The sequence below is a fragment of the Streptomyces sp. cg40 genome, from assembly GCF_050320165.1.
Lineage (GTDB): Bacteria > Actinomycetota > Actinomycetes > Streptomycetales > Streptomycetaceae > Streptomyces > Streptomyces hokutonensis.
Genome location: NZ_CP190128.1, coordinates 6220430 through 6242854, shown reverse-complemented (window position 1 = coordinate 6242854; position 22425 = coordinate 6220430). Strand labels below are relative to the sequence as shown.

At 70.2% G+C, this 22425-nt stretch carries 26 protein-coding genes; 11 read left to right on the top strand and 15 right to left on the bottom strand.

The window, feature by feature from the left end:
• Positions 1-5: 5 nt before the first annotated feature.
• Together kstD and ACQHII_RS28010 are read right to left on the bottom strand one after the other, a co-directional pair.
• Positions 6-1781 carry a 3-oxosteroid 1-dehydrogenase gene (kstD, locus tag ACQHII_RS28015; protein ID WP_427921898.1) on the bottom strand — a complete coding sequence of 592 codons (1776 nt, stop codon included), beginning with the start codon at positions 1779-1781 and terminating at the stop codon, positions 6-8.
• Between the two features lie 75 nt (positions 1782-1856).
• Positions 1857-2315, bottom strand: coding sequence for an ATP-binding protein (locus ACQHII_RS28010; RefSeq protein ID WP_427921897.1), 459 nt, complete (start codon positions 2313-2315; stop codon positions 1857-1859).
• A gap of 135 nt (positions 2316-2450) precedes the next feature.
• Between ACQHII_RS28010 and ACQHII_RS28005 the strand changes: the two genes are divergently transcribed.
• Genes ACQHII_RS28005 through ACQHII_RS27990 form a run of 4 tightly spaced genes read left to right on the top strand, consistent with a single transcriptional unit; the run spans position 2451 to position 4116 of the window.
• Complete coding sequence (locus ACQHII_RS28005) at positions 2451-3305, top strand: helix-turn-helix domain-containing protein (protein WP_427921896.1); 855 nt, start codon at positions 2451-2453, stop codon at positions 3303-3305.
• Complete coding sequence (locus tag ACQHII_RS28000; RefSeq protein WP_427921895.1) at positions 3302-3553, top strand: DUF397 domain-containing protein; 252 nt, start codon at positions 3302-3304, stop codon at positions 3551-3553. The genes ACQHII_RS28005 and ACQHII_RS28000 overlap by 4 nt, the downstream gene beginning before the upstream one ends.
• A 9-nt stretch (positions 3554-3562) precedes the next feature.
• Positions 3563-3808 (top strand): DUF397 domain-containing protein, encoded by a 246-nt coding sequence (locus tag ACQHII_RS27995; RefSeq protein WP_427921894.1) that lies wholly within the window; start codon positions 3563-3565, stop codon positions 3806-3808.
• Positions 3809-3831: 23 nt separating this feature from the next.
• Positions 3832-4116 (top strand): DUF397 domain-containing protein, encoded by a 285-nt coding sequence (locus ACQHII_RS27990; protein ID WP_427921893.1) that lies wholly within the window; start codon positions 3832-3834, stop codon positions 4114-4116.
• Here the strand turns inward: ACQHII_RS27990 and ACQHII_RS27985 are convergent.
• Positions 4064-5983, bottom strand: a complete 1920-nt coding sequence (locus ACQHII_RS27985) for an AMP-dependent synthetase/ligase (protein WP_427921892.1) — start codon at positions 5981-5983, stop codon at positions 4064-4066. The two genes, ACQHII_RS27990 and ACQHII_RS27985, sit on opposite strands and share 53 nt — an antisense overlap.
• 351 nt (positions 5984-6334) lie before the next feature.
• Between ACQHII_RS27985 and ACQHII_RS27980 the strand changes: the two genes are divergently transcribed.
• Together ACQHII_RS27980 and ACQHII_RS27975 are read left to right on the top strand one after the other, a co-directional pair.
• The gene (locus ACQHII_RS27980) at positions 6335-7183 is read left to right on the top strand and encodes a MaoC family dehydratase (RefSeq protein WP_427921891.1); all 849 of its coding nucleotides are present in this window, start codon (positions 6335-6337) and stop codon (positions 7181-7183) included.
• Positions 7184-7390: 207 nt separating this feature from the next.
• Complete coding sequence (locus tag ACQHII_RS27975; protein ID WP_427921890.1) at positions 7391-8680, top strand: DUF6716 putative glycosyltransferase; 1290 nt, start codon at positions 7391-7393, stop codon at positions 8678-8680.
• A 10-nt stretch (positions 8681-8690) separates the two neighbouring features.
• Here ACQHII_RS27975 and ACQHII_RS27970 read toward each other — a convergent pair whose 3' ends face one another.
• From ACQHII_RS27970 to ACQHII_RS27945, 6 genes are all read right to left on the bottom strand, one after another.
• Positions 8691-9356 carry a TetR/AcrR family transcriptional regulator gene (locus ACQHII_RS27970; RefSeq protein ID WP_427921889.1) on the bottom strand — a complete coding sequence of 222 codons (666 nt, stop codon included), beginning with the start codon at positions 9354-9356 and terminating at the stop codon, positions 8691-8693.
• Positions 9357-9383: 27 nt separating this feature from the next.
• Complete coding sequence (locus tag ACQHII_RS27965; protein ID WP_262063770.1) at positions 9384-9683, bottom strand: DUF4229 domain-containing protein; 300 nt, start codon at positions 9681-9683, stop codon at positions 9384-9386.
• A 106-nt stretch (positions 9684-9789) separates the two neighbouring features.
• Positions 9790-10314 carry an N-acetyltransferase family protein gene (locus ACQHII_RS27960; protein WP_427921888.1) on the bottom strand — a complete coding sequence of 175 codons (525 nt, stop codon included), beginning with the start codon at positions 10312-10314 and terminating at the stop codon, positions 9790-9792.
• Positions 10315-10332: 18 nt separating this feature from the next.
• Positions 10333-11496 carry an aminofutalosine synthase MqnE gene (gene mqnE, locus ACQHII_RS27955; RefSeq protein WP_427921887.1) on the bottom strand — a complete coding sequence of 388 codons (1164 nt, stop codon included), beginning with the start codon at positions 11494-11496 and terminating at the stop codon, positions 10333-10335.
• Positions 11497-11554: 58 nt separating this feature from the next.
• Positions 11555-12010 carry an Lrp/AsnC family transcriptional regulator gene (locus ACQHII_RS27950; protein WP_262063773.1) on the bottom strand — a complete coding sequence of 152 codons (456 nt, stop codon included), beginning with the start codon at positions 12008-12010 and terminating at the stop codon, positions 11555-11557.
• A gap of 65 nt (positions 12011-12075) precedes the next feature.
• Positions 12076-12762 carry a UbiX family flavin prenyltransferase gene (locus ACQHII_RS27945; protein ID WP_427921886.1) on the bottom strand — a complete coding sequence of 229 codons (687 nt, stop codon included), beginning with the start codon at positions 12760-12762 and terminating at the stop codon, positions 12076-12078.
• 102 nt (positions 12763-12864) lie between these two features.
• On the opposite strand from ACQHII_RS27945, the gene ACQHII_RS27940 reads away from it, so the two are divergent.
• Positions 12865-13488, top strand: a complete 624-nt coding sequence (locus tag ACQHII_RS27940; protein WP_427921885.1) for a rhomboid family intramembrane serine protease — start codon at positions 12865-12867, stop codon at positions 13486-13488.
• A gap of 29 nt (positions 13489-13517) precedes the next feature.
• Here ACQHII_RS27940 and mqnP read toward each other — a convergent pair whose 3' ends face one another.
• Entirely contained in the window at positions 13518-14420 is a 903-nt protein-coding gene (gene mqnP, locus ACQHII_RS27935; RefSeq protein WP_427921884.1) for a menaquinone biosynthesis prenyltransferase MqnP, read from the bottom strand.
• Positions 14417-15868 carry a menaquinone biosynthesis decarboxylase gene (locus ACQHII_RS27930; RefSeq protein ID WP_427921883.1) on the bottom strand — a complete coding sequence of 484 codons (1452 nt, stop codon included), beginning with the start codon at positions 15866-15868 and terminating at the stop codon, positions 14417-14419. Before ACQHII_RS27930 ends, mqnP begins: the two co-directional genes overlap by 4 nt.
• A gap of 332 nt (positions 15869-16200) precedes the next feature.
• Between ACQHII_RS27930 and ACQHII_RS27925 the strand changes: the two genes are divergently transcribed.
• Together ACQHII_RS27925 and ACQHII_RS27920 are read left to right on the top strand one after the other, a co-directional pair.
• A complete protein-coding gene (locus tag ACQHII_RS27925; protein WP_427921882.1) occupies positions 16201-16500 on the top strand; it encodes a PLD nuclease N-terminal domain-containing protein in 300 nt (99 codons plus the stop codon).
• A gap of 87 nt (positions 16501-16587) precedes the next feature.
• The gene (locus tag ACQHII_RS27920) at positions 16588-18015 is read left to right on the top strand and encodes a purine-cytosine permease family protein (RefSeq protein ID WP_427921881.1); all 1428 of its coding nucleotides are present in this window, start codon (positions 16588-16590) and stop codon (positions 18013-18015) included.
• Here ACQHII_RS27920 and ACQHII_RS27915 read toward each other — a convergent pair.
• The 3 genes from ACQHII_RS27915 to ACQHII_RS27905 all read right to left on the bottom strand — a co-directional run bounded on the left by ACQHII_RS27915 (position 17985) and on the right by ACQHII_RS27905 (position 20016).
• Complete coding sequence (locus tag ACQHII_RS27915) at positions 17985-18686, bottom strand: hypothetical protein (RefSeq protein WP_427921880.1); 702 nt, start codon at positions 18684-18686, stop codon at positions 17985-17987. The two genes, ACQHII_RS27920 and ACQHII_RS27915, sit on opposite strands and share 31 nt — an antisense overlap.
• An 84-nt stretch (positions 18687-18770) precedes the next feature.
• On the bottom strand, positions 18771-19664 hold the full coding sequence (locus ACQHII_RS27910; RefSeq protein ID WP_427925425.1) for an SDR family oxidoreductase: 894 nt from the start codon (positions 19662-19664) through the stop codon (positions 18771-18773).
• Between the two features lie 10 nt (positions 19665-19674).
• Positions 19675-20016 carry an ArsR/SmtB family transcription factor gene (locus ACQHII_RS27905; RefSeq protein ID WP_427921879.1) on the bottom strand — a complete coding sequence of 114 codons (342 nt, stop codon included), beginning with the start codon at positions 20014-20016 and terminating at the stop codon, positions 19675-19677.
• 87 nt (positions 20017-20103) lie between these two features.
• Between ACQHII_RS27905 and ACQHII_RS27900 the strand changes: the two genes are divergently transcribed.
• Complete coding sequence (locus tag ACQHII_RS27900; RefSeq protein ID WP_427921878.1) at positions 20104-21078, top strand: quinone oxidoreductase family protein; 975 nt, start codon at positions 20104-20106, stop codon at positions 21076-21078.
• A gap of 62 nt (positions 21079-21140) precedes the next feature.
• Here the strand turns inward: ACQHII_RS27900 and ACQHII_RS27895 are convergent, their stop codons facing one another.
• A complete protein-coding gene (locus ACQHII_RS27895) occupies positions 21141-21827 on the bottom strand; it encodes a hypothetical protein (RefSeq protein ID WP_427921877.1) in 687 nt (228 codons plus the stop codon).
• A gap of 134 nt (positions 21828-21961) precedes the next feature.
• Here ACQHII_RS27895 and ACQHII_RS27890 point away from each other — a divergent pair, with 134 nt between their 5' ends.
• Positions 21962-22420 (top strand): MarR family winged helix-turn-helix transcriptional regulator, encoded by a 459-nt coding sequence (locus ACQHII_RS27890; protein ID WP_427921876.1) that lies wholly within the window; start codon positions 21962-21964, stop codon positions 22418-22420.
• Positions 22421-22425 lie beyond the last annotated feature (5 nt).

Sequence of the window (22425 nt, the reverse complement as noted above, 5' to 3'; positions counted from 1 at the left end):
GACCCCTACAGCGCCCCCGCCAGATCCAGCGCCGCCACATACCCGAACGTCATCGCCGGACCGATCGTCGAGCCCGCGCCAGCGTAGCTGTGGCCCATCACCGCCGCGCTCGCGTTGCCCGCCGCGTACAGACCGGGGATCACCGAACCGTCCGCCCGCAGCACCCGCGCCCGTGCGTCCGTGCGCATGCCGCCCTTGGTGCCGAGGTCGCCGGGGACGATGCGGAGGGCGTAGTACGGGGGCAGCCAGAGCGGGGCGAGGCAGGAGTTGGGGAGGATCGCGGGGTCCGTGTAGTAGTGGTCGTAGGCGCTGTCGCCGCGCCCGAAGTCGGTGTCCTTTCCGCTCGCCGCAAGGGAGTTGAAGCGGGTGACCGTGGTGCGCAGGGCCGTCGCCGGGACGCCGATCGACGAAGCCAGGGCGTCCCAGGTCCACGCCTTGTACGCCGCGCCCGAGCTGTACCAGTCGTCGGGGAAGGGGAGCGTCGGCAGGATGTCCCTGAAGAGGTAGCGGTTGCGGTAGTTCTGGTCGACGATCAGCCAGGCCGGGATGTCGGGGGCGGTGGGATTGCGGTCGTACATCGTGTGGACGACGTCGCTGTAGGGGGCGGCCTCGTTGACGAAGCGGGAACCGGCCTGGTTGATCAACAGGCCGCCGGGGAGGGTGCGTTCGGCGAGGCAGAAGTAGGGGTCGGCGGGGAGCGGGATGGCCGGGCCCCACCAGGCGTCGTCCATCAACGCGAGCGAGGCGCCCGCCCTCTGACCCGCCTGGATGCCGTCGCCCGTGTTCTCCTTCGCGCCGACCGTCCAGTCCGTGCCGATGGGCTGGCGCTGGTACTGGGCGCGCATGGCCGCGTTGTGCTCGAAGCCGCCGGAGCCGACCACGACCCCGCGCCGGGCGCGGACCAGTCCGGCGGTTCCGTCGCGGGTGACGACGGCTCCGGTGACCGCCCCGGCCTCCAAGTACAGGTCTGTCAACGGGGTGTTGAGCCACACCGGCACCTGCGCGGACTGGAGTCCGGCGCGCAGTCCGGCGGCGAGGGACTGCCCCATGGTGAGCGGCTTCTGCCCGAGCAGCGCCGCCTGCGTCCCCCGGGCCAGACACGCGGTCGCCACGGCGGCACCCTTGGCGTTGACCGCGGCCAGGTCGAGCCACTTGTAGTCGGCGCTGAAGACGACCATGCCTGCCGGGACGGCGAGGTACGGCGGGTTGAGGTGGGCGAGTTCGGCGCCGAGGATGTTGCCGTCGAGCTGATCGGGTTCTATGGAACGGCCGTTGGGGAGACCGCCCGGCAACTCCGGGTAGTAGTCGCTGTATCCCTCCATCCAGCGGAAGCGCAGCGGGCTGTTGGCCATGACGAAGGAGATCATGGCGGGGCCGTGGGCGAGGAAGGACTGCTGGCGGTCGGCGGGGACGTCGGCGCCGACGACCGCGGCGAGGTAAGTGGCCGCCTTGGCAGGGGTGTCGGGGACTCCGGCGGCCAGGATGACGGGGTTGTTGGGGATCCAGATCCCGGCGCCCGAGCGGGCCGCCGAGCCCCCGAACGTCGGCGCCTTCTCGACCACGACACAGCTCAGGCCCTGTTTGGCGGCGGTCAGCGCGGCGGTCATCCCGGCCGCGCCGGACCCGATCACCACGACGTCGTAGGTACCGAGGAGGGGAAGGTCGGCCGCGTGGGCCGAGGAGGAGACTCCGGCGACGGCGAGTGCGGCGACCGCACCACCGGCCAACACGCTTCTTCTGCGCGGGAGTTCCACATGTGCGTCGTCCGTGCTCGGGGTCATGGCCGCTCCAGCCCGACGGGAAATGGGCTGGGAATGTCGCGCGGGGGTCTTGTGAAGTCAATAACCGAGACTCCCTCAAACCGGACACGGCCCTGCCGGTCGCCCGAGGGCGAGTTCGGCCCAGACCGTCTTTCCCACGCCCCGCTCGGTGACGCCCCAGGTGTCCGCGAGGAGGGTCACGAGGATCAGCCCCCGCCCTCCCTCGCCGTCCGGCTCCGTGACCTGGCGGGGTCCGCGGTCGCCGCGCGCGTCGCTCACCTCGATACGCAGGGTGTCCTCCGGGAGCAGCCGGAGGCGGAGTTCGAAGTCACGGCCCGGGACTCTGCCGTGGGTGACGGCGTTCGCGGCGAGTTCGGCGACGAGGTGCTGGGCGGTGTCGTTCGGGTCGCCGTCGTGTGGGTAGCCCCAGGTGGCGAGTTGCTGTGCGGTGAGACGCCGGGCGAGGCGGGCGCCTCGGGGTGTCGCGCTGAGCCGCTGGGCCAGTTCGGCGGCCGGAGCGGAGGCGTCTGCGGGGGTGGAGATTTCTGCGTTCACGTCACTGAGCGTGGCGGGTTGTCTCTACGCTGACCAGGGTCGATCCGGCGACTCCGGGTAGCTGTACGGGTTCGTACGGCGAGGTGTCGGCCTGTCGGCCGTGACCGTGACCCGTGACGAAGGGAGGTGACCGGGGTGAGCGAGCAGAGGCCGGAGACACCGGCAGAGGCCGACGGGACGACGGGGTTGTTCACGGCGCTCGGGAAGCAGTTGCGGATCCTGCGGGAGCGCGCCGGGATGACGCAGAAGGAGTTCGGGCAGCACGTGGGGTACGGGCCCGACGCGATCTCGGCGATGGAGCGGGGCGTGCGGGTGCCTCGGCCCGAGGTGCTGGAGAAGGGGGACGAACTCTTCGGTGCGGGTGGGTTGTTGAAGGAGGCGATCCCCGAGGTCAAGGAGGCGATGACGCGGGCGCGGACGCGGCATCCGGAGTGGTACAGGAGTTATGCGGCGTTGGAGGCGGAGGCCGTTTCGCTGTACGACTACAGCACGATGGGCGTGCTCGGGCTACTCCAGACCGAGGAGTACTCGCGGGCCGTGTTCACCCAACGGCAGCCGCCACTGGACGAGGCGACGATCGAGAAGCGGGTCACGGACCGGCTCTCGCGGCAGCAGTTCTTCGAGCGGTGGCCGGCTCCGGAGTGCAGCTTCGTGATGGAACAGGCTGTGCTGGAACGGCCGATCGGCGGACCCGGAGTGCACGCGGACCAGCTACGTCAGTTGCTGCGCATCGGGGGCATGCGGAACGTGCAGCTTCAGGTGATGCCGACCACGCGGCATGAACACCCTTGCCTGGACAACTCGTTCACCCTTCTGACCCCGAAGGGGAAGGAGCAGGTGGCGTATATGGAGAGCCACGCGTACCCGCGTCTGATCATCGACCGAGAAGAGGTGCGCATCTTCGCCGCGCGCTATGGGATCATCCGGGCGCAGGCGCTCAACCCGCAGGAGTCCCTGGACCTGATCGAGAAGATGCTGGAACAACGATGAACATAGAGCAGTTGAGCTGGTTCAAGTCGAGCTACAGCAGCGGCGAGGGCGGCCAGTGCCTCGAAGTCGCTTACGTGTGGCACAAGTCGAGCTACAGCAGCGGCGAAGGCGGCGAGTGCGTAGAAGTTGCCGCCTGCCCAGCCACCATCCACATCCGCGACTCCAAGACCCCCGCCGCCGCGCACCTCACCGTCTCCCCTGAGGCCTGGTCCGCGTTCCTCTACCCCAACTCGGCCAGCAGTTCCTGAGCAGCGAACATGGAGCAGTTGAGCTGGTTCAAGTCGAGCTACAGCAGCGGCGGAGGCGGCGAATGCCTCGAAGTCGCTTACGCCTGGCGGAAGTCGAGCTACAGCGACGGCGAGGGCGGCCAATGCGTGGAAGTCGCCTCCTGCCCCCACACCATCCACATCCGCGACTCCAAGAACCCCGCCGCCGCGCACCTCACCGTCTCGCCGGAGGCCTGGTCCGCATTCGTCTACTCCAGTTCGGCCAGCAGTTCCTGAGCACGAGAGATGCTGGAGCAACGATGAACATAAAGCAGTTGAGCTGGTTCAAGTCCAGCTACAGCGGCGGCGAGGGCGGCGACTGCCTCGAAGTCGCCTACGTCTGGCGGAAGTCAAGTCACAGCGGCGGCGAAGGCGGCGAGTGCGTAGAAGTTTCCGCCTGCCCCCACACCATCCACATCCGCGACTCCAAGAACCCCAACCCCGCCGCCGCGCACCTCACCGTCTCCCCGGAGGCCTGGTCCGCGTTCCTGTTCACGGCCGCACGTCGTACAGCGCCTCCACGTCCTTCGCGAAGTCCCGCATGACAACCTCCCGCCGCAGCTTCATCGACGGCGTCAGATGGCCCGCCGCCTCCGAGAAGTCCACCGGGAGGACGCTGAAGCGGCGGATGGACTCGGGGCGGGAGACCAGCTTGTTGGCGTCGTCGACGGCTCGTTGCAGGACCGCTCTCAACTCGTCGTCCTCGACGAGGAGTTCGGCGGGGACCGGGTGCTTGCCGTTCATCTGGCGCCAGTGGGTGATGCCTTCGAGATCGAGGGTGATGAGGGCGGCGACGTAGGGGCGGCGGTCGCCGACGACGATGCACTGGGCGATCAGGGGGTGGGCGCGCAGCCAGTTCTCCAGCGGGGCCGGGGCCACGTTCTTGCCGCCCGCGGTGATCAGGATCTCCTTCTTGCGGCCGGTGATGGTCAGATAGCCCTCGTCGTCGAGGCGGCCGATGTCGCCGGTGGCGAGCCAGCCGTCCTGGGAGGCGGGGACGACCCCCTCGCCGTGCGGATCCCAGTAGCCGCGGAAGACCTGGCCGCCGGCGAGCAGGATCTCGCCGTCCGAGGCGATCCGGACCTTGGTGCCGGGCATCGGCCAACCCACCGTCCCCAGACGGGGTTTGAGGGGCGGCGTGCAAGTAGCCGCGGCCGTGGTCTCCGTCAGGCCGTAGCCCTCGAAGATCTCGATGCCCGCGCCGGCGTAGAACGCGGCGAGCCTGCGGCCCAGCGGGGAGCCGCCGCAGATGACGTAACGGAGCTTGCCGCCAAGGGCGTTGCGGATCTTGCGGTAGACGAGCGGGTCGTAGAAGGCGCGGGCCGTCCGCAGCGGGCCGCTCGGGCCGGAGCCCTTGCCGGACTGGCGGGTCTCCAGGGCCTCGCCGTAGCGGACGGCCGCATTGGTCGCGCGGTCGAAGACCTTGCCCCGGCCGCCCTTCTCCGCCTTCGCCCGCGCGTTGTTGAAGACCTTCTCCAGCATGTACGGGATGGCCAGCAGGAAGGTGGGCTGGAAGCTCGCCAGATCCGCCAGCAGGTCCTCGGACTTGAGGCTCGCGGCGTGGCCGAGGCGGACCCGGGCGCGGATGCAGGCGACCGCGACCATCCGGCCGAAGACATGGGAGTAGGGGAGGAAGAGGAGCGTGGAGGGTTCCTCGTTCGGCTTGTTCTTGAAGACGCCGTAGAGGAGTTCGATCGCGTTGTCGACCTCGGCGAGGAAGTTGCCGTGGGTGATCGCGCAGCCCTTGGGGCGGCCGGTGGTACCGGAGGTGTAGATGACGGTGGCGAGCGTGTCGGGCAGCAACACCCCGCGCCGTACGGCGACTTCCTGGTCCGGGACGGTCCGGCCGAGTTCGGCCAGCCGGTCCAGGTGGCCCTTCTCGAAGACCCACATGTGGCGCAGGTCGGGGAGGCGTGGCGTCTCCGGGCCGAGCGACGAGGCCTGCGCGACCGTCTCGGCGGCCATCGCGACGGCGCCCGTGTCCTGGAGGATCCAGCGGATCTGGAAGAGGGAGGAGGTCGGGTAGATGGGGACGGTGACCAGACCGGCCGCCCACGCGGCGAAGTCGAGGAGCGTCCACTCGTACGACGTACGGGCCATGACCGCGATCCGGTCGCCCGGCGCGAGGCCCTCCGCGATCAGCCCCTTGGCGACGGCCTGCACCTGCTCGGCGAACTCGGCCGCCGTGACGTCCGTCCAACTCCCGTCCTCCGCCTGCCTGCTGAGGACCAGGTGGTCGGGGGCGGCCGCCGCGTTCTCGAACGGCACGTCGGCGAGCGAGCCGTGCGTGGCCGGCGCCACCAGCGGCGGTACGGAGACCTCGCGGACCACGCCGTCCAGCCGCCGTATCTCGGGCTCGACGAGTACGGGCGTACCGTCGTAGTCGTAGCCGGACGGGTAGGCGAGGGACATGGCAGCTCCTGAGGCGCGCAGCTTGTACCGCTCTGCTGCATTAGGTACGCATGGTGCGTACCGAGGTGTTCATCCAGACCCACGGCCGGGTGTTACCTCGGGTCAGGTCGAAGATCGTACGGGTCCCTCGTGGGGACTTTGTGCGGGTTCGGGGGTGGTACCGGGCCGGGCCTGTGCAACCTCGGCGGGTTCGCAGCGTTTTGTCGGCCATGGGCCGGCCGTGCGCCGGCGGTGCGTCGTCCATGCACCCGCCATGGACCGTCCGGCTCGCCCCACTTGGCCTTACCTGCGGTAACCTTACTCCGAAGTAAGCCGAAAAGAGCCGCCCAGGACACCACCCGGGAGTGGGACATGGCCAACCCCTATCCACCCCTCACCGACACCCCCGCACTCACCCCGCTCCTTCTCCGCGGCGCCCTCCTCTCCCCCTTCAAACGGCCCCGCGCCGACGCCGAGTTCCCCCGCACCCGGCTCGTCCTGCCCGGCGTCCGCGTGGACCTGGGCAAGCTGGCCGCCTACGAGCGGGTCTGCGGCTTCCCCACCGGCGACGACGCCCTGCCCGTCACCTATCCGCACGTCCTCGGCTTCCCGCTGGCCATGCGCCTGATGAGCTGCCGCGCCTTCCCGCTGCCGCTGCTCGGCCTGGTCCACACCTCGGTGGAGATCACCCGGCACACCGCGGTCCCCGCCACCGGCGAGTACGAACTCACGGTCTACGTCCACGAGTTGGCCCCGCACCGGCGCGGCACCGAGGCGACGGTCACGACCGAGATGCGGGCCGACGGCGCCCTCGTCTGGGAGTCACGCAGCACCTACCTCGCCCGGCACCGCACCGAGGAGCGGCCGCCCAAGCCGGCCGAGGAGCCCGAACCCCTGCCCACCGTCGCCGAATGGCGGCTCGGCGAGGACGTGGGCCGGCGCTACGGCGCCGCGTCCGGCGACCGCAACCCCATCCACCTCCACCCGCTCACCGCCCGCCTGTTCGGCTTCCCCCGGGCCATCGCGCACGGCATGTGGACGGCGGCCCGCTGCCTAGCCGCCCACGGGACCCCCGAACGCGCGCTGGTGCGGGCCGAGTTCAGGGCGCCGGTGCTGCTGCCGGGAACAGTGGAGTACGCGGCGCGCGACGACCGCTTCGCCCTGCGGGACGCGACCGGCCGGATCCATGTGGAGGGGTTCGTGCGCCCGGCCGTTGCCTGAACCCCCGTGAACACTGGGCGAACAAAACATGTCCGGCCACTTTCGGGCGATCACGGAATCCCGGGCGAACAAAGGGCCCTTGAGGATTCCGCACAGGAAAACCCCAGCCCACCCAAGGCACTTTCAAGACATCGCTCATACGTTCCTCAGGCTTCCTTCTTACCCTCGGCTCACTTCGCCGGACCCGCCAGGAAGGGCCCCTGAGCCATGCCCCCCAGACGCATCGCCGTACTCGCCGACTCGGACACCCGCTGGAAGTGGGGAGCGTCCGTGGCACAGCAGATCGCCCCGGGGCACGCCCTCGACGCGTACTTCCTGCGCGGCCGGTCGACCCCGACCGAGCGGCAGCTCGCCGAGATCGGCATCGAGCCCGACACCGCGCGCGAACTCCCCGCCGCCGAACTGGTCGACAACACGGATCTGGCCGACGCGGACATCGTCGTCATGGCCGTCTCCGGCGGCACGGTCCTCGCCCTCACCCACAGCCTCGGCCTGGCCTGGGCGGGCCGCGAACACCGGCCCATCACCGTCACCGGCTACGTCGGCGTCGTCTACGAGAAGATGATCGACGGACTGATGACCCGCGGCGGCACCGACATCGTCCTCGCCAACTCCACCTACGACGCGGACCGGTTCGGCGCCGCGTTCGCGAGCGTCGGGATCGACCCGGACTCGGTCGTGGAGTGCGCGCTGCCCTTCCTCGGCGGCGAACCCTACCGGCCGTCCGCCGAACGGCCGTTCACCCTCACCTTCGCCGTCCAGCCCTCCGTCCCCAAGAGCAAGCAGGACCGGCTGCGGCTCCTGGAGCGGGCCGCAGGCCACGCCCGGCGCCACCCCGACCGCCAGGTCCTGATGAAGCTGCGCAGCCTCCCCGGCGAACACACCACCCACGTCGAGGCCGACCCCTACCAGCTCCTCGTCGACAGCCTCGCCGAACCCGCCCCCGCCAACCTCCAGTTGGTCTACGGCAACATGGGCGAGGTCCTCGACCGCACCGACCTCCTGGTGACCGTCAGCTCCACCGCCGCCCTGGAGTCGATGCAGCGGGGCATCCCCACCGCGATCCTCACCGACTTCGGCGTCCGCGAGGCGCACGGCAACCACTACTTCGTCCACTCCGGCTGCCTGGCCTCCTGGGACGAACTCGACGCCGGCGCCCTCCCGTTGCCCGACCCCGCCTGGGCCGACGCCCAGGGCATCGGCAAGAGCGACCCCTACGCCGCCGCCCGCACCCGCGTGGCCGCGCTGCGCGCCGCCGGACCGCTGCCGACGCTGCGCCCCTACTACACACCGGAGCGCGCCGGCATCTACCTGGGCGGCCTGCTGGCCCGCAACGGCTTCGACGAGAAGGGCCGCCCGCTGGCCACCCCGCTGGGCACGGGCGGTTCGGGCCTGAAGAGGGCCGTACGAGGAGTGGCCCGGCGTGGCGCCAAGGCCGTGTACCGGGTGGGATATCAGCGGGTGGCGCCGACGCTGCGCAAGTGGGGGGCCGTCTGAGACGTCCGGCTCAGGGCCGGTCCTCGGCGCCCGTCGGCGGTGACCAGGGCCGCCCCTCCATCAGGTTGCCGAGGCCCGCCCACGCGAAGTTCATCAGGGTCGCCGCCGTCTGCTTCGCGGTGACGCCCGGGGTCGCGTTGGACCAGGCGGCGAGGGACTCGGCCGCACCGACCAGCGCCTCCGCGAGACCGGCCACCTCGCGCTCGGCGAGGTCGGGGTCACGGTCGCGGTGCGCCTCGCGGGCGGTGACCGCGATCAACTCGGTGACGAACGCGACGAGTTCGGCACGCAGCGCGGCCACCTCGGCCGCGAAGGGCTCGCCGTGGGTGCGGGCCTGGAGATGCAGGACGGACCAGCCGTCCGGGTGCTGGGCGGTGTGGGTGAAGAACGCCCGCAGTCCGTCCCAGAGTTGGCGGTCGGCGGGCAGGCGGGTGTCGACCCCGGCCCGTACCGCCTCGGTCAGCGCCTGGCCCTCGCGCCGGATGCACGCGGTGAACAGGTCTTCCTTCGAGTTCAGGTAGAGATACACCAACGGCTTGGACACGCCCGCGAGTTCGGCTATCTCGTCCATCGACGCGGCCATGTAGCCGCGCTGTCCGAAGGTCCGCACGGCGGCGTCGAGCATCTGCTGCTCACGGACCGCACGCGGCATCCGCTTGGTCTTCACGGCACCCATGGGGGCAAGCCTAGTTCGCCCCAGGTGTCAGGACGTCTGGCCCTGCGGACCGGCGGCGTCGACCGCCTCGTCCTCCTGGTTGCGGTTGGCGTCCAGGTTCGCCTTCATCCGGTCGACCCGCTCGACGATCTGCACCGAGGCCCGGTCGCGCACCCCGCGCAGCACCACGAAGCTGATCGGCGCCGAGATCACCAGCGCCAGCAGCACGATCCACATGCCGTTGGACTCACCGAAGCCGCGCGGGAAGACGCCGAGGTAGACGAGGCCCCAGACGACTCCGAGGCAGCCCGCGAAGACTCCGAGGCGCCACAGCGTGTAGCGGAACATCTCAATCCACTCTTCCGTAACGAACAGACTTAACCGAACAGTCCTACTCAGTGAAGCACGCGCCCCCACCGATCTTCGGGCGGGGTGCGCAGCTCCCCTGGGCGGCTCAGAGCAGCGGCAGCAGCATGAAGATGTCGTCCCGGTCGTCCCCCGGGGCGACGCGGATCGCGCCGGGCACCCGGCCGACCTCCTTGTAGCCGCAGGAGCCGTAGAACCGCTCCAGGCCGTGGCCGCCCCGGCAGGTGAGCCGTATCGCCTCGATGCCGTCGAGACCGCGGGCGGCCGTCTCGGCGGCGGCCAGCAGATCGCGGCCGTACCCCTTGCCCTGGTGGCGGGGGTGGACCATCACCGTGTAGAGCCAGATCCAGTGCCGCATCAGCCGGTGGGTGTTGAACGCGAGGAACACGGTCGCGGCGACCGTGCCCGTCCCGTCCCGCCCGACCAGCAGCCGGGTGCGGCCCTCCGCCATGGAGACGAAGTGCTTGATCAGCTCGGGCCGTATCTCGTCCACCGTGACCGGCGCGACGAAGCCGACCGAGCCCCCCGCGTTGGAGACGTCCGCCCAGAGGGTGAGGATCTCCTCGCGGAGGGCGGGGGTTATCGCGGGGTCCAGTTCAAAAGTCAGTGTCATGTCGGAAAACCGTGTTCTTCACACCCGCATCGGCTGCGGGGACTCGCGCCGCGCCGGGTCCGGGCCGTCGTACTCGCGGATGATCTCGTAGCGCGTGTTCCGCTCGACCGGCTGGAAACCGGCGTCGCGGATCAGGTCGAGGAGGTCGTCGCGGGTGAGCTTGTTCGGGGTGCCGTAGTTGTCGGCGTCGTGCGTGATCTTGTACTCGACGACCGAGCCGTCCATGTCGTCCGCGCCGTGCTGGAGCGCGAGCTGCGCGGTCTGGACGCCGTGCATGACCCAGAAGACCTTGACGTGCGGGACGTTGTCGAACAGCAGCCGCGAGACCGCGAAGGTCTTGAGGGCCTCGGCACCGGTCGCCATCTGCGTGCGCGCCTGAAGGCGGTTGCGGACCTTGCCGTCCTTCATGTCCACGAAGTCGTGCTGGTAGCGCAGCGGGATGAAGACCTGGAAACCACCGGTCTCGTCCTGGAGTTCACGCAGCCGCAGCACGTGGTCCACGCGGTGGCGCGGCTCCTCGATGTGGCCGTAGAGCATGGTGCACGGGGTCTTGAGCCCCTTCTCGTGCGCCAGCCGGTGGATGCGCGACCAGTCCTCCCAGTGCGTGCGGTGGTCCACGATGTGCTGCCGGACCTCCCAGTCGAAGATCTCCGCGCCGCCGCCGGTGAGGGATTCCAGCCCGGCCTCGATCAGCTCGTCGAGGATCTCGCTCGCGCTCAGCCCGGAGATCGTCTCGAAGTGATGGATCTCCGTGGCCGTGAAGGCCTTCAACGAGACGTTCGGGAGGGCCTTCTTCAGCTCGCTCAGGGAGCGCGGGTAGTAGCGCCAGGGGAGGTTCGGGTGCAGGCCGTTGACGATGTGCAGCTCGGTGAGGTTCTCGCCCTCCATCGCCTTGGCGAGGCGGACGGCCTCCTCGATGCGCATCGTGTACGCGTCCTTCTCGCCCGGCTTGCGCTGGAACGAGCAGTAGGCGCAGGACGCGGTGCACACGTTCGTCATGTTGAGGTGGCGGTTGACGTTGAAGTGGACGACATCGCCGTTCTTCCGCGTCCGCACCTCGTGCGCCAGCCCGCCCAGCCAGGCCAGGTCGTCCGACTCGTACAGCGCGACGCCGTCCTCGCGGGACAGCCGCTCACCGGAGCGGACCTTCTGCTCCAGCTCGCGCTTGAGCCCGACATCCATGCCCTTACCTCTTCCTACGACAGACTCGACAGCCCTGTTAAACGGTACGCCTACGTCACTACGCCTCTTCGGGCAGCTCTCCGACCCGGTTCTCCCACTTCGTGGAGAGCACGATGGTCGTACGGGTACGGGACACGCCCTTGGTCCCGGACAGCCGCCGGATGGTCTTCTCCAGGCCGTCCACGTCCGGTGCCCGCACCTTGAGCATGAACGAGTCCTCGCCCGCGATGAACCAGCAGTCCTCGATCTCGCTGAGGTCCTTCAGCCGGGCCGCCACGTCCTCGTGGTCGGCGGCGTCCGAGAGGGAGATGCCGATCAGGGCGATCACGCCGAGGCCGAGCGAGGCCGAGTCGACGGTCGCGCGGTAGCCGGTGATGACACCGGCCGCCTCCAGCCGGTTGATGCGGTCGGTGACGCTGGGTCCCGACAGGCCGACGAGGCGCCCCAGCTCCGCGTAGGAGGCCCGGCCGTTCTCTCTCAGGGCCTGGATGAGCTGCCTGTCCACCGCGTCCATGCGATCGATTGCCTTCCGGTGATGAGGATGAATTCTTTGGTGCCTGAATTACTGGGTGCGGTAAGTCAGTTGCCGGTGGTGCGGGACCCCCCGAGGTCGCCCTTCCACCGGCGGTACAGATCGTGCTCGACGCCCGCCGCGTCCAGGACCCGCCCGGCGACGAAGTCCACCAGGTCCTGGATGTGGGTGGCGCCGGCGTAGAAACCGGGCGAGGCCGGCACCACGGCCGCGCCCAGGTCGTCCAGGGTCACCAGATGCCGCAGCGTCTGCCCGTTCAACGGCGTCTCGCGTACGGACACCACCAGCCTGCGCCGCTCCTTGAGGGTCACGCTCGCCGCGCGCTGGAGCAGGTCCTTGCTCAGCCCGAGGGCGACCCCGGCGACACAGGCGGTCGACGCGGGCACGATCAGCATCCCCTTCGCCGGGTACGACCCCGAGGACGGCCCCGCCGCGAGGTCGCCCGCGCTCCAGTGCCGTACGGCGGTGATGTCGGGCTCGAAGGTGCCGGGCTTGCCGTCGGCGCCGCGGGCCAGCCATTCGCGCAGGTCGTCCTGCCAGTGCGCGTCCCTGAAGGAGATCCCCGTCTCGTCGAGGAGGGTGAGCCGGGACGCCCGGGACACGACGAGGTCGACACTCTCGCCCGCGTCGAGCAGCCCGCGGAGCACCGCAGCCGCGTATGGGGTGCCGGAAGCGCCGGACACCCCTACGATCCAAGGCGTACGCGGCGTCTCTCCTGGCTTGACTGGGTTCACGGGACCGAGCCTAGCTGGCGTCGCGGAACGGGAACCGGCCAAGGGGGCCGGGGCGTTCTTCTGTGGGGACCAGTGGACCGCGAGTGGACCGTGGGGGGTGCCATGTCCGGTACGAGGATCGGTACGGAGTCGGAGTGGTCGCGGGGCGACCGCGCGAAGGCCGCGGCCAAGCTGATGGTGGGCTGGGTCGCGCTGTTGTGGCTGCTCGAAGTGGTGGACGTGGTGTCCGGGCACGCCCTGGACAGCCTCGGGATCGTGCCGCGTCAGCCGTCCGAGCTGCTCGACATCGTGCCGGCCGCGTTCATCCACTTCGGCTTCGCCCATGTGGCGGCGAACAGTGTGCCGCTGCTGGTGTTCGGCTTCCTCGCCGCGCTGGGCGGCATCCGTCGCTTCGCCGCGGTCTGCGCGCTGATCATCGTCGCGGACGGTCTCGGCGTCTGGCTCATATCCCCGGCGCACACCAACACGGCGGGCGCCTCCGGCCTGATCTTCGGCCTCTTCGGCTTCCTCCTGGTCACCGGCTTCGTCGAGCGCCGCCCGCTGGGCATAGCCGTCGGCCTGGTGATCGGCGTGGTCTGGGGCACGTCGATGCTGCTCGGCCTGGCCCCGACCCAGTCGGGGGTGAGCTGGCAGGCGCATCTGGTCGGACTGGCGGCGGGGGTGGGGGCGGCGTTCGCGTTCCGGCGGCGGGCCGTCACCGGGGAGCGCGGCGCACTGACGGCGTAGGCCGCTCCGCTCTGCCCGGCGAACCTCGCCTACACCGTGAGCCCGCGCACCAGCAGATCCAGCAGCGCGCACACGAACAGCGCGATCCCGATGAACCCGTTGACGCTGAAGAACGCCCTGTTCAACCGCGAAAGATCATGCGGCCGGACGATCGAGTGCTCGTACACGAACGCGCCCGCGACGATCAGCAGGCCGAACCAGAAGAAGGCGCCCGCGCCGGTCGCCGCGCCGTACCAGGCGAGGAGGGCCGTGGTGAGGGCGTGGCAGACGCGCGCGCCCCAGATGGACGCCGGGATGCCGAAGCGGGCCGGGACCGACATGACGCCGATCTCGCGGTCGGTCTCGATGTCCTGGCAGGCGTAGATCAGGTCGAAGCCGCCGATCCAGATGCCGACGGCGAGACCGAGGATCACCGCGTCCCAGGACCACTCGCCGGTGATCGCCAGCCAGCCGCCGACCGGGCCCATCGCCTGGGCGAGACCGAGGATGGCCTGCGGGAAGTTCGTGAACCGCTTGCCGTAGGGGTAGACGACCATCGGGATCACCGCGATGGGGGCCAGCGCGAGGCAGAGGGGGTTCAGGAGCGCGGCCGAGCCGAGGAAGACGACCAGTGCGACCAGCGCGCCCGTCCACGCGTGCTTGACCGTCATCGCGCCGGTCACCAGCTCGCGGTGCGCGGTGCGCGGGTTACGGGCGTCGATCTCCCGGTCGATGATCCGGTTCACCGCCATCGCGAACGTGCGCAGCCCCACCATGCAGATGGTGACCAGCAGCAGTCGCCCCCAGTGGATGTTCTCGTCCCACTGGAACATCGCGGTCAGCGCCGCGATGTAGGCGAAGGGCAGGGCGAAGACGGAGTGCTCGATCATGACGAGGCGTAGGAACGCCTTGGTGCGCCCCGGCTGCGGGATCGCGGCTGACGCGCTGCTCACAGGCCGTACTCCTTCCATCGGCGGTCGACCTTCGCCGCCGTCTCCGGGTCGGACAGCACCATCTCGGGCCAGCCGCCGTCCCGCGTGTAGCCCTCCTCGGGCCACTTCCGCGTCGCGTCGATCCCCGCCTTGCCGCCCCAGAACTGCTGGTAGGAGGCATGGTCGAGATGATCGACGGGTCCTTCCACGACCGAGAGGTCCCGCGCGTAGTCCGTGTTGCCCAGCGCCCGCCACGCGACCTCGTGCAGATCGTGGACGTCGCAGTCGGCGTCGACGACCACGATCAGCTTCGTCAGGGACATCATGTGCGCACCCCAGACCGCGTGCATCACCTTCTGGGCGTGCTTCGGGTACTTCTTGTCGATGGAGACGATCGCGCAGTTGTGGAATCCGCCCGCTTCGGGCAGGTGGTAGTCCACGATGTCCGGCACGATGATCTTCAGGAGGGGAAGGAAGAAGCGCTCCGTCGCCCGTCCCAGCGGTCCGTCCTCCGTCGGGGGCCGCCCTACGACGATCGACTGGAGCAACGGCCGCTTCCTCATCGTGACGCAGTCGATGGTGAGGGCCGGGAACGGCTCCTGGGGCGTGTAGAACCCGGTGTGGTCGCCGAACGGCCCCTCCGGCAGCATCTCGCCGGGCTCCAGCCACCCCTCGATGACGACCTCGGCCTGCGCCGGCACCTGCAAGGGCACGGTCTTGCAGTCGACCATCTCGATCCGCTTACCGGCGATGAACCCGGCGAACAGGTACTCGTCGATGTCACCGGGAAGCGGCGCGGTGGAGGCGTAGGTCACGGCGGGCGGACACCCGAAGGCGATCGCGACGGGCAGCCGCTCCCCGCGCCGGGCCGCGACCTGGTAGTGGTTGCGGCTGTCCTTGTGGATCTGCCAGTGCATGCCGATGGTGCGCTTGTCGTGCCGCTGGAGCCGGTAGAGCCCGAGATTGCGGATCCCGCTCTCCGGGTCCTTGGTGTGCGTGAGCCCGAGATTGAAGAAGGACCCGCCGTCCTGCGGCCAGGTGAACAGGGCGGGCAGCGCGTCGAGATCGACGTCGTCGCCCGTGAGCACAACCTCCTGCACGGGCGCGTCCTTGACCTTCTTCGGCGGCACGTGGGTCATCGACCCCAGCTTCCCGAACGCGTCCCGCACCCCCACGAACCCCTGCGGCAGCTCGGGCCGCAGCAGCCCGCCGATCTTGTCCGAGATGTCGCCGTACGACTTCAGCCCGAGCGCCTTCAGCAGCCGCCGGTCGGTCCCGAAGACGTTCATGGCGAGGGGCATGCTCGATCCGCGGAGGTTCTCGAAGAGCAGCGCGGGACCACCGGCCTTCTGGACCCGGTCGACGATCTCCCCGACCTCCAGATACGGGTCCACCTCGGCCTTGATGCGCTTGAGGTCTCCCTCGCGCTCCAGTGCCCTGAGCAGGGAGCGAAGATCGTCGTAAGCCATGTGTCCCAGTATCCGGCACGGGTCCGGCGACCCGGCTCACGGGTCGCCGTTGCGGGTCGTGCCGTCGGATGCCTGCCGCACCAGCCGGAAACGTCCGCATTCGGGACATCTCTGATAGCGCGACCGTCCCAGCCGCACGGCCTTGAACGAGGCGAAGGGCACCCACACCGTAGAGAAGAGATGCCCCTGACTGCACCGCACGACCACTCGCGCCATCCCCCCATCCTCCGCGCGGTACCGAACAGGACAAGCCGGGGGCGGTGATTCTTACCCACCCGCTAACCTGACCCCGTCACCGGGGCCGTCCCACCACTCAGGAGAATCTCGCCACCATGCTCAGGTATCTGCCCATCCTGCTGGTCCTGGCCCTGTGGATCTACGCCTTCGTGGACTGCCTGAACACGCCCGAGGAGGACGTGCGGGGCATGCCGAAGCTGGCGTGGGTGTTCGTGATCCTGCTCTTCGGCGAGGTCCTGGTCGGTCCGGTCGCGTGGCTGATCGCGGGCCGGGCGCGGCGGTCCCCGGACGGGGCGTCGGCAGCGCAGGGCCGGTGGGTCGCGCCGGACGACAACCCCGAGTTCCTGAAGTCCCTGAACAAGGACGACCTCAAGGACGACCCCAAGGCCGAGTGATACGTGCAGGTTGTACGCCGGTGAGCGGCCCGGTACGGACATTGCGCCTCTGGGCCCGGACCGGCAGGAACCGGACACTTACCTCGCATGACGACTGCTCCCGCCGACTCAACCGGCACCCTCGCCCCCGAATACGGTGACAAGGTCATCGCCGTCGAGACGGCCGGTGCCGAGCCCATCCCCGACGCCGAACGCCACGGCAGCCCGCTCCAGCTGCTCTGGACCTGGGCCTCCCCCAACATCGAGTTCGCGACCGTCTACATCGGCGTGATCTCGGTCCTCTTCTTCGGCCTGAGCTTCTGGCAGGCGACCGCCGCGATCGTCCTGGGCACCGGCCTCGGCGCGATCACCCAGGGCTTCCTCTCCCTGGACGGCCCGCGCTTCGGCGTCCCGCAGATGGTGATCGGCCGCTTCTCGTTCGGCTTCCGCGGCAACATCCTCCCGTCGGCGGCCAACGGCCTTGTGGCGGGCGTCGGTTGGTTCGCGGTGAACAGCGTGAGCGCGGCGTTCGCGCTCAACACGCTCACCGGTCTGCGCCCCCTCCCGTCCCTGCTGCTCGTGGTCGTGGCCGAGATCCTCATCGGCTTCATCGGCCACAACTTCGTGCACACCTTCGAGAAGTACGCGTTCCCGGCCCTGGCGCTGATCTTCCTGCTGGCCGGCATCTGGACCTTCAAGGACGCGCACCTCGGCGGAGGCGGCACGGGCGGCGGCGTGGGCGGCTTCCTGCTCGCGTTCTCTGCGGCCTGGGGCTACGCGGCGGGCTGGAACCCGTACGCGACGGACTACTCGCGCTATCTCCCCCGTACGGCGAACAAGTTCAGGACGATCCTCTACCCGGCGGTCGGCCTGTTCGTGTCGGTCACGCTCGTCGCCGTCATGGGCGCGGCCTCGGCAACGCTGCTGGCCCCCAAGGACGCGACCCCGACCGCGGCCTTCACCGGTCATCTCCCCGGCTGGCTGGGCGACTTGGTGCTGATCGCGATCATCCTCGGCGCGGTCTCGGCGAACGCGCTGAACGTCTACTCCGGCGCGATCTCCCTCACTGCCCTCGGCCTGAAGCTCCCCGCGTGGCTCAACCGCAGTGTCCTGGTGGTGGTCTCGGGCGTGGCCGGTACGGCGGCGGCGTGGGCGTCGCTGTCCGACGCGGGCTCTGCGTACGAGGCGTTCCTGCTGGTCATCGCGTACTGGGTGGCGCCCTGGCTGGGCGTGGTCCTGGTGGAGCGCTGGTTCCAGTCCCGTGTCCCCACCGACGAACTGGCCCCCCGCCTGACCGACCCCACCTTCACCAACTGGCCCGGTCTGGCAGCCCTGTTGATCGGCATCGCGGTCTCGGTCCCGCTCTTCTCCAACCAGGAGGACTACGTCGGCTACGTCCCGAAGCACTGGCCGTCGTTCGGCGACAGCACGCCGATCGTGGGATTCGTGCTGAGCGCGGTGCTGTACGTGGTGCTGCGGTCGGTACTGGGAACGAAGGGGCGGGTTCAGGCTGAACCGGTCAAGGCCGACGCCTGATTCACGTGCTCGACCTTGATGTACCGGCCGTTCCGCGCGCCGTAGGCCTTCTCGACGATCGGTCGTGCCGTGTCGGGGTCGTCGACCCCGACCAGCACGAACCCCCGCTCGTCCACGCCGACTTCGCGCATCTGGAAGGTGCCGTCCCAGCGACGCATGTCGTCGCCGATCCGCTCGGCCAGCGCGTCGAGCGTGCGCCGGTCGACGTCGGCGCCGTGCAGCCGCACGGTCACGCCCTTCACCACGCCCCCGCAGACCTCGGCGTCGAAGGCGGCCGAGGGCACGCGCCACACGTCCACGCTCTTGCTGTCCTCGTCGAGGGAGAGGCCGGTGTAGACCGCGGTGTAGCGGTCGGCGTGCGCGAGCTTGTCGATGCGCGCGACGACGCGTTCGAGGGGGGAGTCGTCGTCGTAGGCGTGGGGAAGGCTGTCGACGGGGCGGGTGCCGACGCACTCGCGACCGACGCCGGCGCGGGGGCTGCTGCCCGTGCCGGGGCTGCTGCCGGCTCCGGGGCTGCTGCCGGTGTCGGCCTTCGGCCGGGCGCCGCTCACGGTCCTGTCGTCGGCACCCGGATTCATGAGCCCGCGCACGGCCAGGGCGACCAGGACCACCACAGCGACGATCGCGACGACCACGAAGGCCCACAGGTACCTCTTCGGGTGCTTCTTCACGCCGAATCCCCCTCCTACGCCTGACCCGACCCTGTGACGCGGCGAGAGCCGGAGGCGTTCAGAGGGATCACGGACGCGGAGCGGTCAGCGCACCCAGCCGCCGGTGAGGGTCTGGACGGCGGAGCCGTCGGGGTCGGCGAGGGTCGTGGCGACGAAGTCGCGGGCCCACTGCGAGGTCTGCACGCGGAAGGGCGGGTGCGCGGCGGTCAGGGCGTCGACGATCGGGGCGGCCGCCTCGGCCGGCGTCTGGGCGTTGCCGAACGACTGCTGGGTGCGGGCGATGTAGGCCTGAAGCGCCGGGGCGTAGGGACCGGCGGCGGCGAGCAGGGCCGGGACGTCCAGACCGAGGTTGGCGACGAACTCGCTCGCCACCGCGCCCGGTTCGACCACGGTGACGTCGACGCCGACGGTCGCGGCGACCGGCGCGAGCGACTGCATGAAGCCCTCGACGGCGAACTTGGCCGCGCAGTACGCCTCGTTGAACGGCTGACCGACGGCGCCGCCGACGCTGCTGACCGTGACGACCCGGCCCTTCGACGCACGGAGGTGCGGCAGGGCGGCCCGGGTCATCGCGACCACGCCGAAGAAGTTGACCTCCATGGCCGCGCGGACGTCCTCGACGCTGCTCTGCTCGATGGTGCCGACCTGGGCGGCGCCGGCGTTGTTGACCAGCGCGTCCAGGCGGCCGTGCTCGGCGACGACCTCGTCGAGGCAGGCGGTGAGGCCGTCCGTGTCGGTCACGTCCAGGCGCCTGACCTGGACGCGGTTCGCGACGCCCGCCTCGGCGGCGGCCTTGAGCAGGGCGTCCGCCTTGCCGGTGTCGCGCATGGTGGCGATGGTCGTCCAGCCCGCCCGGGCGGTGCCGACCGCCGTGGCCAGGCCGATGCCGGAGGACGTACCGGTGATCAGAACCGTCTTCGGGGAGGTCATGAGGGTCTTCCTTGCCTGGAGGAGGTACGACGGGCCGTTGTTCGGCACATGACCCGATTCATTCTGCACGCAGTACGAGGTCCAGCAGCCCCGGGAACCGGGCACCGAACTCTTCCCTCCGCAGCCGGTTGACCCGCCTGGGCCCCTCGTCACGCTGTTCCACGATGCCCGCGCCCCGCAGCACGGCGAAGTGGTGGCTCAGGGCGGCCTTGCCCACCGGCACGTCGAAGCTGCCGCAGCTGCGGGACCAGTCCGCCGAACCGGCCAACTCCCGCACCAGGGCGATGCGTACGGGATCGGCGAGGGCGGCGAGAGCCGTCTGTACGGAGACGCCGTCGGGGTGGGTGTGTTCCGGGGCGGGGCGGTGGCTGGTGCCGACGCCGGTCCGTTGTGCCGCCATGTCCGCCTCCGCTTGCCGAGTGTTCGATGAAAACCATACACTCGCGAGTGTTCGCTTTTCATTGAACAGTCGAGCGGGGAGTCCGGCATGCGCGCGGTCGAGGTCCAGGAGTACGGCGGTCCCGAGGTCCTGAAGGTCGTGGAGGCGGAGATACCGCGCCCCGGCCCCGGCCAGGTGAGCGTCGAAGTGGCGTACACCGGGGTGAACTTCGCCGACCTCAAGGCACGGGGCGAGGGATACCGGGTGCCAAGTCTCCCCTTCGTACCGGGACTTGAGGTCTCGGGCCGTGTCCGGGAGGTCGGCCCCGGCGTCGAAGACCTCACCGTGGGGCAGGAGGTGGCGGCCCTGACGGCGGGCGGCGCGTACGCGGAGGTGGTCGTGACCGAGGCGGCGACGACCTTCCCCCTCCCCCAGGACATGGACCTCCGCACGGCCGCCACCCTCCCCACCGTCCTCCCGACCGCCTACGCCCTCGTCCACACCGTCGGCCGCCTCCAGCCCGGCGAGACGCTGCTCGTGCAGGGCGCGGCGGGCGGAATCGGCACGGTGGTGGGGCAGTTGGCGCGGGCGGCGGGGGCCGGGGCGGTGTACGGGGTCGTATCGAGCGCGGCGAAGGCGGAGTTCGCGGGGCGGTACGGCTACGACGACGTGTTCGTGGGCGAGTTCGAGGCTCCGGTACGGGCGGCGACGTCCGGCCGCGGGGTCGACCTGGCCCTGGACCCGGTCGGCGGCGACACCCTCCGTGCCGCCCTGGCCTCCCTCACGACCTACGGCCGCCTGGTCTCCTTCGGCAACGCGAGCTCGGCGCCACCGTGGCAGGTGGGCCAGCCCGACCTGTACCCCGGCGCCCTCTCCGTCTCCGGCTTCTCGATCCTCACCCTGGCCCGGACCGACCCCGCAGCCCTACGCACCCTGACCGGGCGGGCGTTCGCGACGGTGACCGACGGCACGGTGTCGTTGCCCGTGACGGCGGAGTTCGGATTGGAGGAGGCAGCGGAGGCACACCGGCTGATGGGGGCGCGGACGAGCACCGGGAAGCTGTTGCTGCGGGTCGCGGGCTAATCGACGGCCCGGCGACCCGAGCGCCCGAGCCGCCCGCGCCGCCCGCGCCGCCCGCGCCCGCGTCAGTGGTCGTCGCTGCCGGTGGTGACCGGGTCGACTTCGGGGAGCCGCCGGTCGTTCGCCGAGGTGGGGGCCATCCGGGTGACCGCGGTGGGCATCTCTCCGACGGTGAACACGCGGACCAGGCCGTCGACGGCGACGGTGACGAAGGAGGCCTCGAACGGCACTTGGTCGGGCAGCGGGACGACGTGGGCCCCCGTGCCGCGATCACCGTCGAAGACCCGCAGCGAGGTGCTCCTGGGCTCGGGCGGCACGAAGGAGGTGAGCCACAGGGCGTCGACGGTGACGTGCGCGGGTTCACCGAGCGTCAGCCGCACGGACCGGCGGACGGCGTCGTAGGCGATCTCGGCACCACCGTCCAGGCCTTGTCGCCCGTCGCCGGTGAGGGCCTCGACCTGGGCGGCGATGACACCGGCGATACCGGCGAGTCCCTGGACGAAGGTCACCCGCGGGTTGCGCTTCGCGACCTCCGCGCGCAGGTACTCCTTGGTGTCGGCCGGGACCATCCCGCCGAAGACCAGTACGTCGAGGCCGGTGACGTCGTAGTCGTCGAGAACCCGGTCGAACTGGTTGGTCGCGTCGGCGGTGTAGCCCTTGGCGCGCAGGAGATCGACCGCGGCGACGAGGACGCCGGGGCTGCGGCCGACCACGAGGACGCGATCGGGTGTGTCGGTGGGCGTGGAGTTCATCGTGAGATCTCCTTGATGACTGACGGATCCGCCGCCAACCCGGCGAATGTTGGCCTGTCCAATGTCGCCCCGCCAATGTTGGCTCACCCAACATAGACGTTGTTGGCCGCACCCACAATCGGTAATCTGAGGGCATGCCTGCGCACCCCGTTCAGCCCGGCCGTACGCCGGACCGGCTCAAGGACCGCCCGACCTGGCTCGTCAGCCGCGCCTACGCGCGCTCCACGGCACTGCTCACCGCCGGATTCGAAGCCAGGGGCGACGGCCTGCGCAGTTACCACTACCGGCTGCTCGCCGCACTCGAACAGTGGGGGCCCGCGAGCCAGGCCGACCTCGGCCGCGACACCGGGATCGACCGGAGCGACGTCACCGCGGCACTCACCGAGCTCGAAGCGCGCGGCCTCGTCGAACGCAGGGTCGACCCCGACCACAGGCGCCGGAACATCGTGACGATCACGCCTCAGGGCGTGGACGTCCTCCTCGTACTCGACGCCGTGGTCGACCAGATCCAGGACGACGTGCTGGCACCGCTGACAGCCGCCCAGCGACGCCAGTTCATCAGCCTCATGTCACGGCTTCTGACCGCCACCTGACGGAG

What these genes read in the sequence shown, in the direction of transcription:
- kstD (WP_427921898.1), bottom strand. Translation starts at nt 1,781, where the DNA reads ATGACCCCGAGCACGGACGACGCACATGTGGAACTCCCGCGCAGAAGA.
- ACQHII_RS28000 (WP_427921895.1), top strand. Translation starts at nt 3,302, where the DNA reads ATGAACATAGAGCAGTTGAGCTGGTTCAAGTCGAGCTACAGCAGCGGC.
- ACQHII_RS27995 (WP_427921894.1), top strand. Translation starts at nt 3,563, where the DNA reads ATGGAGCAGTTGAGCTGGTTCAAGTCGAGCTACAGCAGCGGCGGAGGC.
- ACQHII_RS27990 (WP_427921893.1), top strand. Translation starts at nt 3,832, where the DNA reads ATGAACATAAAGCAGTTGAGCTGGTTCAAGTCCAGCTACAGCGGCGGC.
- ACQHII_RS27985 (WP_427921892.1), bottom strand. Translation starts at nt 5,983, where the DNA reads ATGTCCCTCGCCTACCCGTCCGGCTACGACTACGACGGTACGCCCGTA.
- ACQHII_RS27980 (WP_427921891.1), top strand. Translation starts at nt 6,335, where the DNA reads ATGGCCAACCCCTATCCACCCCTCACCGACACCCCCGCACTCACCCCG.
- ACQHII_RS27975 (WP_427921890.1), top strand. Translation starts at nt 7,391, where the DNA reads ATGCCCCCCAGACGCATCGCCGTACTCGCCGACTCGGACACCCGCTGG.
- ACQHII_RS27970 (WP_427921889.1), bottom strand. Translation starts at nt 9,356, where the DNA reads ATGGGTGCCGTGAAGACCAAGCGGATGCCGCGTGCGGTCCGTGAGCAG.
- ACQHII_RS27965 (WP_262063770.1), bottom strand. Translation starts at nt 9,683, where the DNA reads ATGTTCCGCTACACGCTGTGGCGCCTCGGAGTCTTCGCGGGCTGCCTC.
- ACQHII_RS27960 (WP_427921888.1), bottom strand. Translation starts at nt 10,314, where the DNA reads ATGACACTGACTTTTGAACTGGACCCCGCGATAACCCCCGCCCTCCGC.
- mqnE (WP_427921887.1), bottom strand. Translation starts at nt 11,496, where the DNA reads ATGGATGTCGGGCTCAAGCGCGAGCTGGAGCAGAAGGTCCGCTCCGGT.
- ACQHII_RS27950 (WP_262063773.1), bottom strand. Translation starts at nt 12,010, where the DNA reads ATGGACGCGGTGGACAGGCAGCTCATCCAGGCCCTGAGAGAGAACGGC.
- ACQHII_RS27940 (WP_427921885.1), top strand. Translation starts at nt 12,865, where the DNA reads ATGTCCGGTACGAGGATCGGTACGGAGTCGGAGTGGTCGCGGGGCGAC.
- ACQHII_RS27930 (WP_427921883.1), bottom strand. Translation starts at nt 15,868, where the DNA reads ATGGCTTACGACGATCTTCGCTCCCTGCTCAGGGCACTGGAGCGCGAG.
- ACQHII_RS27925 (WP_427921882.1), top strand. Translation starts at nt 16,201, where the DNA reads ATGCTCAGGTATCTGCCCATCCTGCTGGTCCTGGCCCTGTGGATCTAC.
- ACQHII_RS27920 (WP_427921881.1), top strand. Translation starts at nt 16,588, where the DNA reads ATGACGACTGCTCCCGCCGACTCAACCGGCACCCTCGCCCCCGAATAC.
- ACQHII_RS27905 (WP_427921879.1), bottom strand. Translation starts at nt 20,016, where the DNA reads ATGGCGGCACAACGGACCGGCGTCGGCACCAGCCACCGCCCCGCCCCG.
- ACQHII_RS27900 (WP_427921878.1), top strand. Translation starts at nt 20,104, where the DNA reads ATGCGCGCGGTCGAGGTCCAGGAGTACGGCGGTCCCGAGGTCCTGAAG.
- ACQHII_RS27895 (WP_427921877.1), bottom strand. Translation starts at nt 21,827, where the DNA reads ATGAACTCCACGCCCACCGACACACCCGATCGCGTCCTCGTGGTCGGC.
- ACQHII_RS27890 (WP_427921876.1), top strand. Translation starts at nt 21,962, where the DNA reads ATGCCTGCGCACCCCGTTCAGCCCGGCCGTACGCCGGACCGGCTCAAG.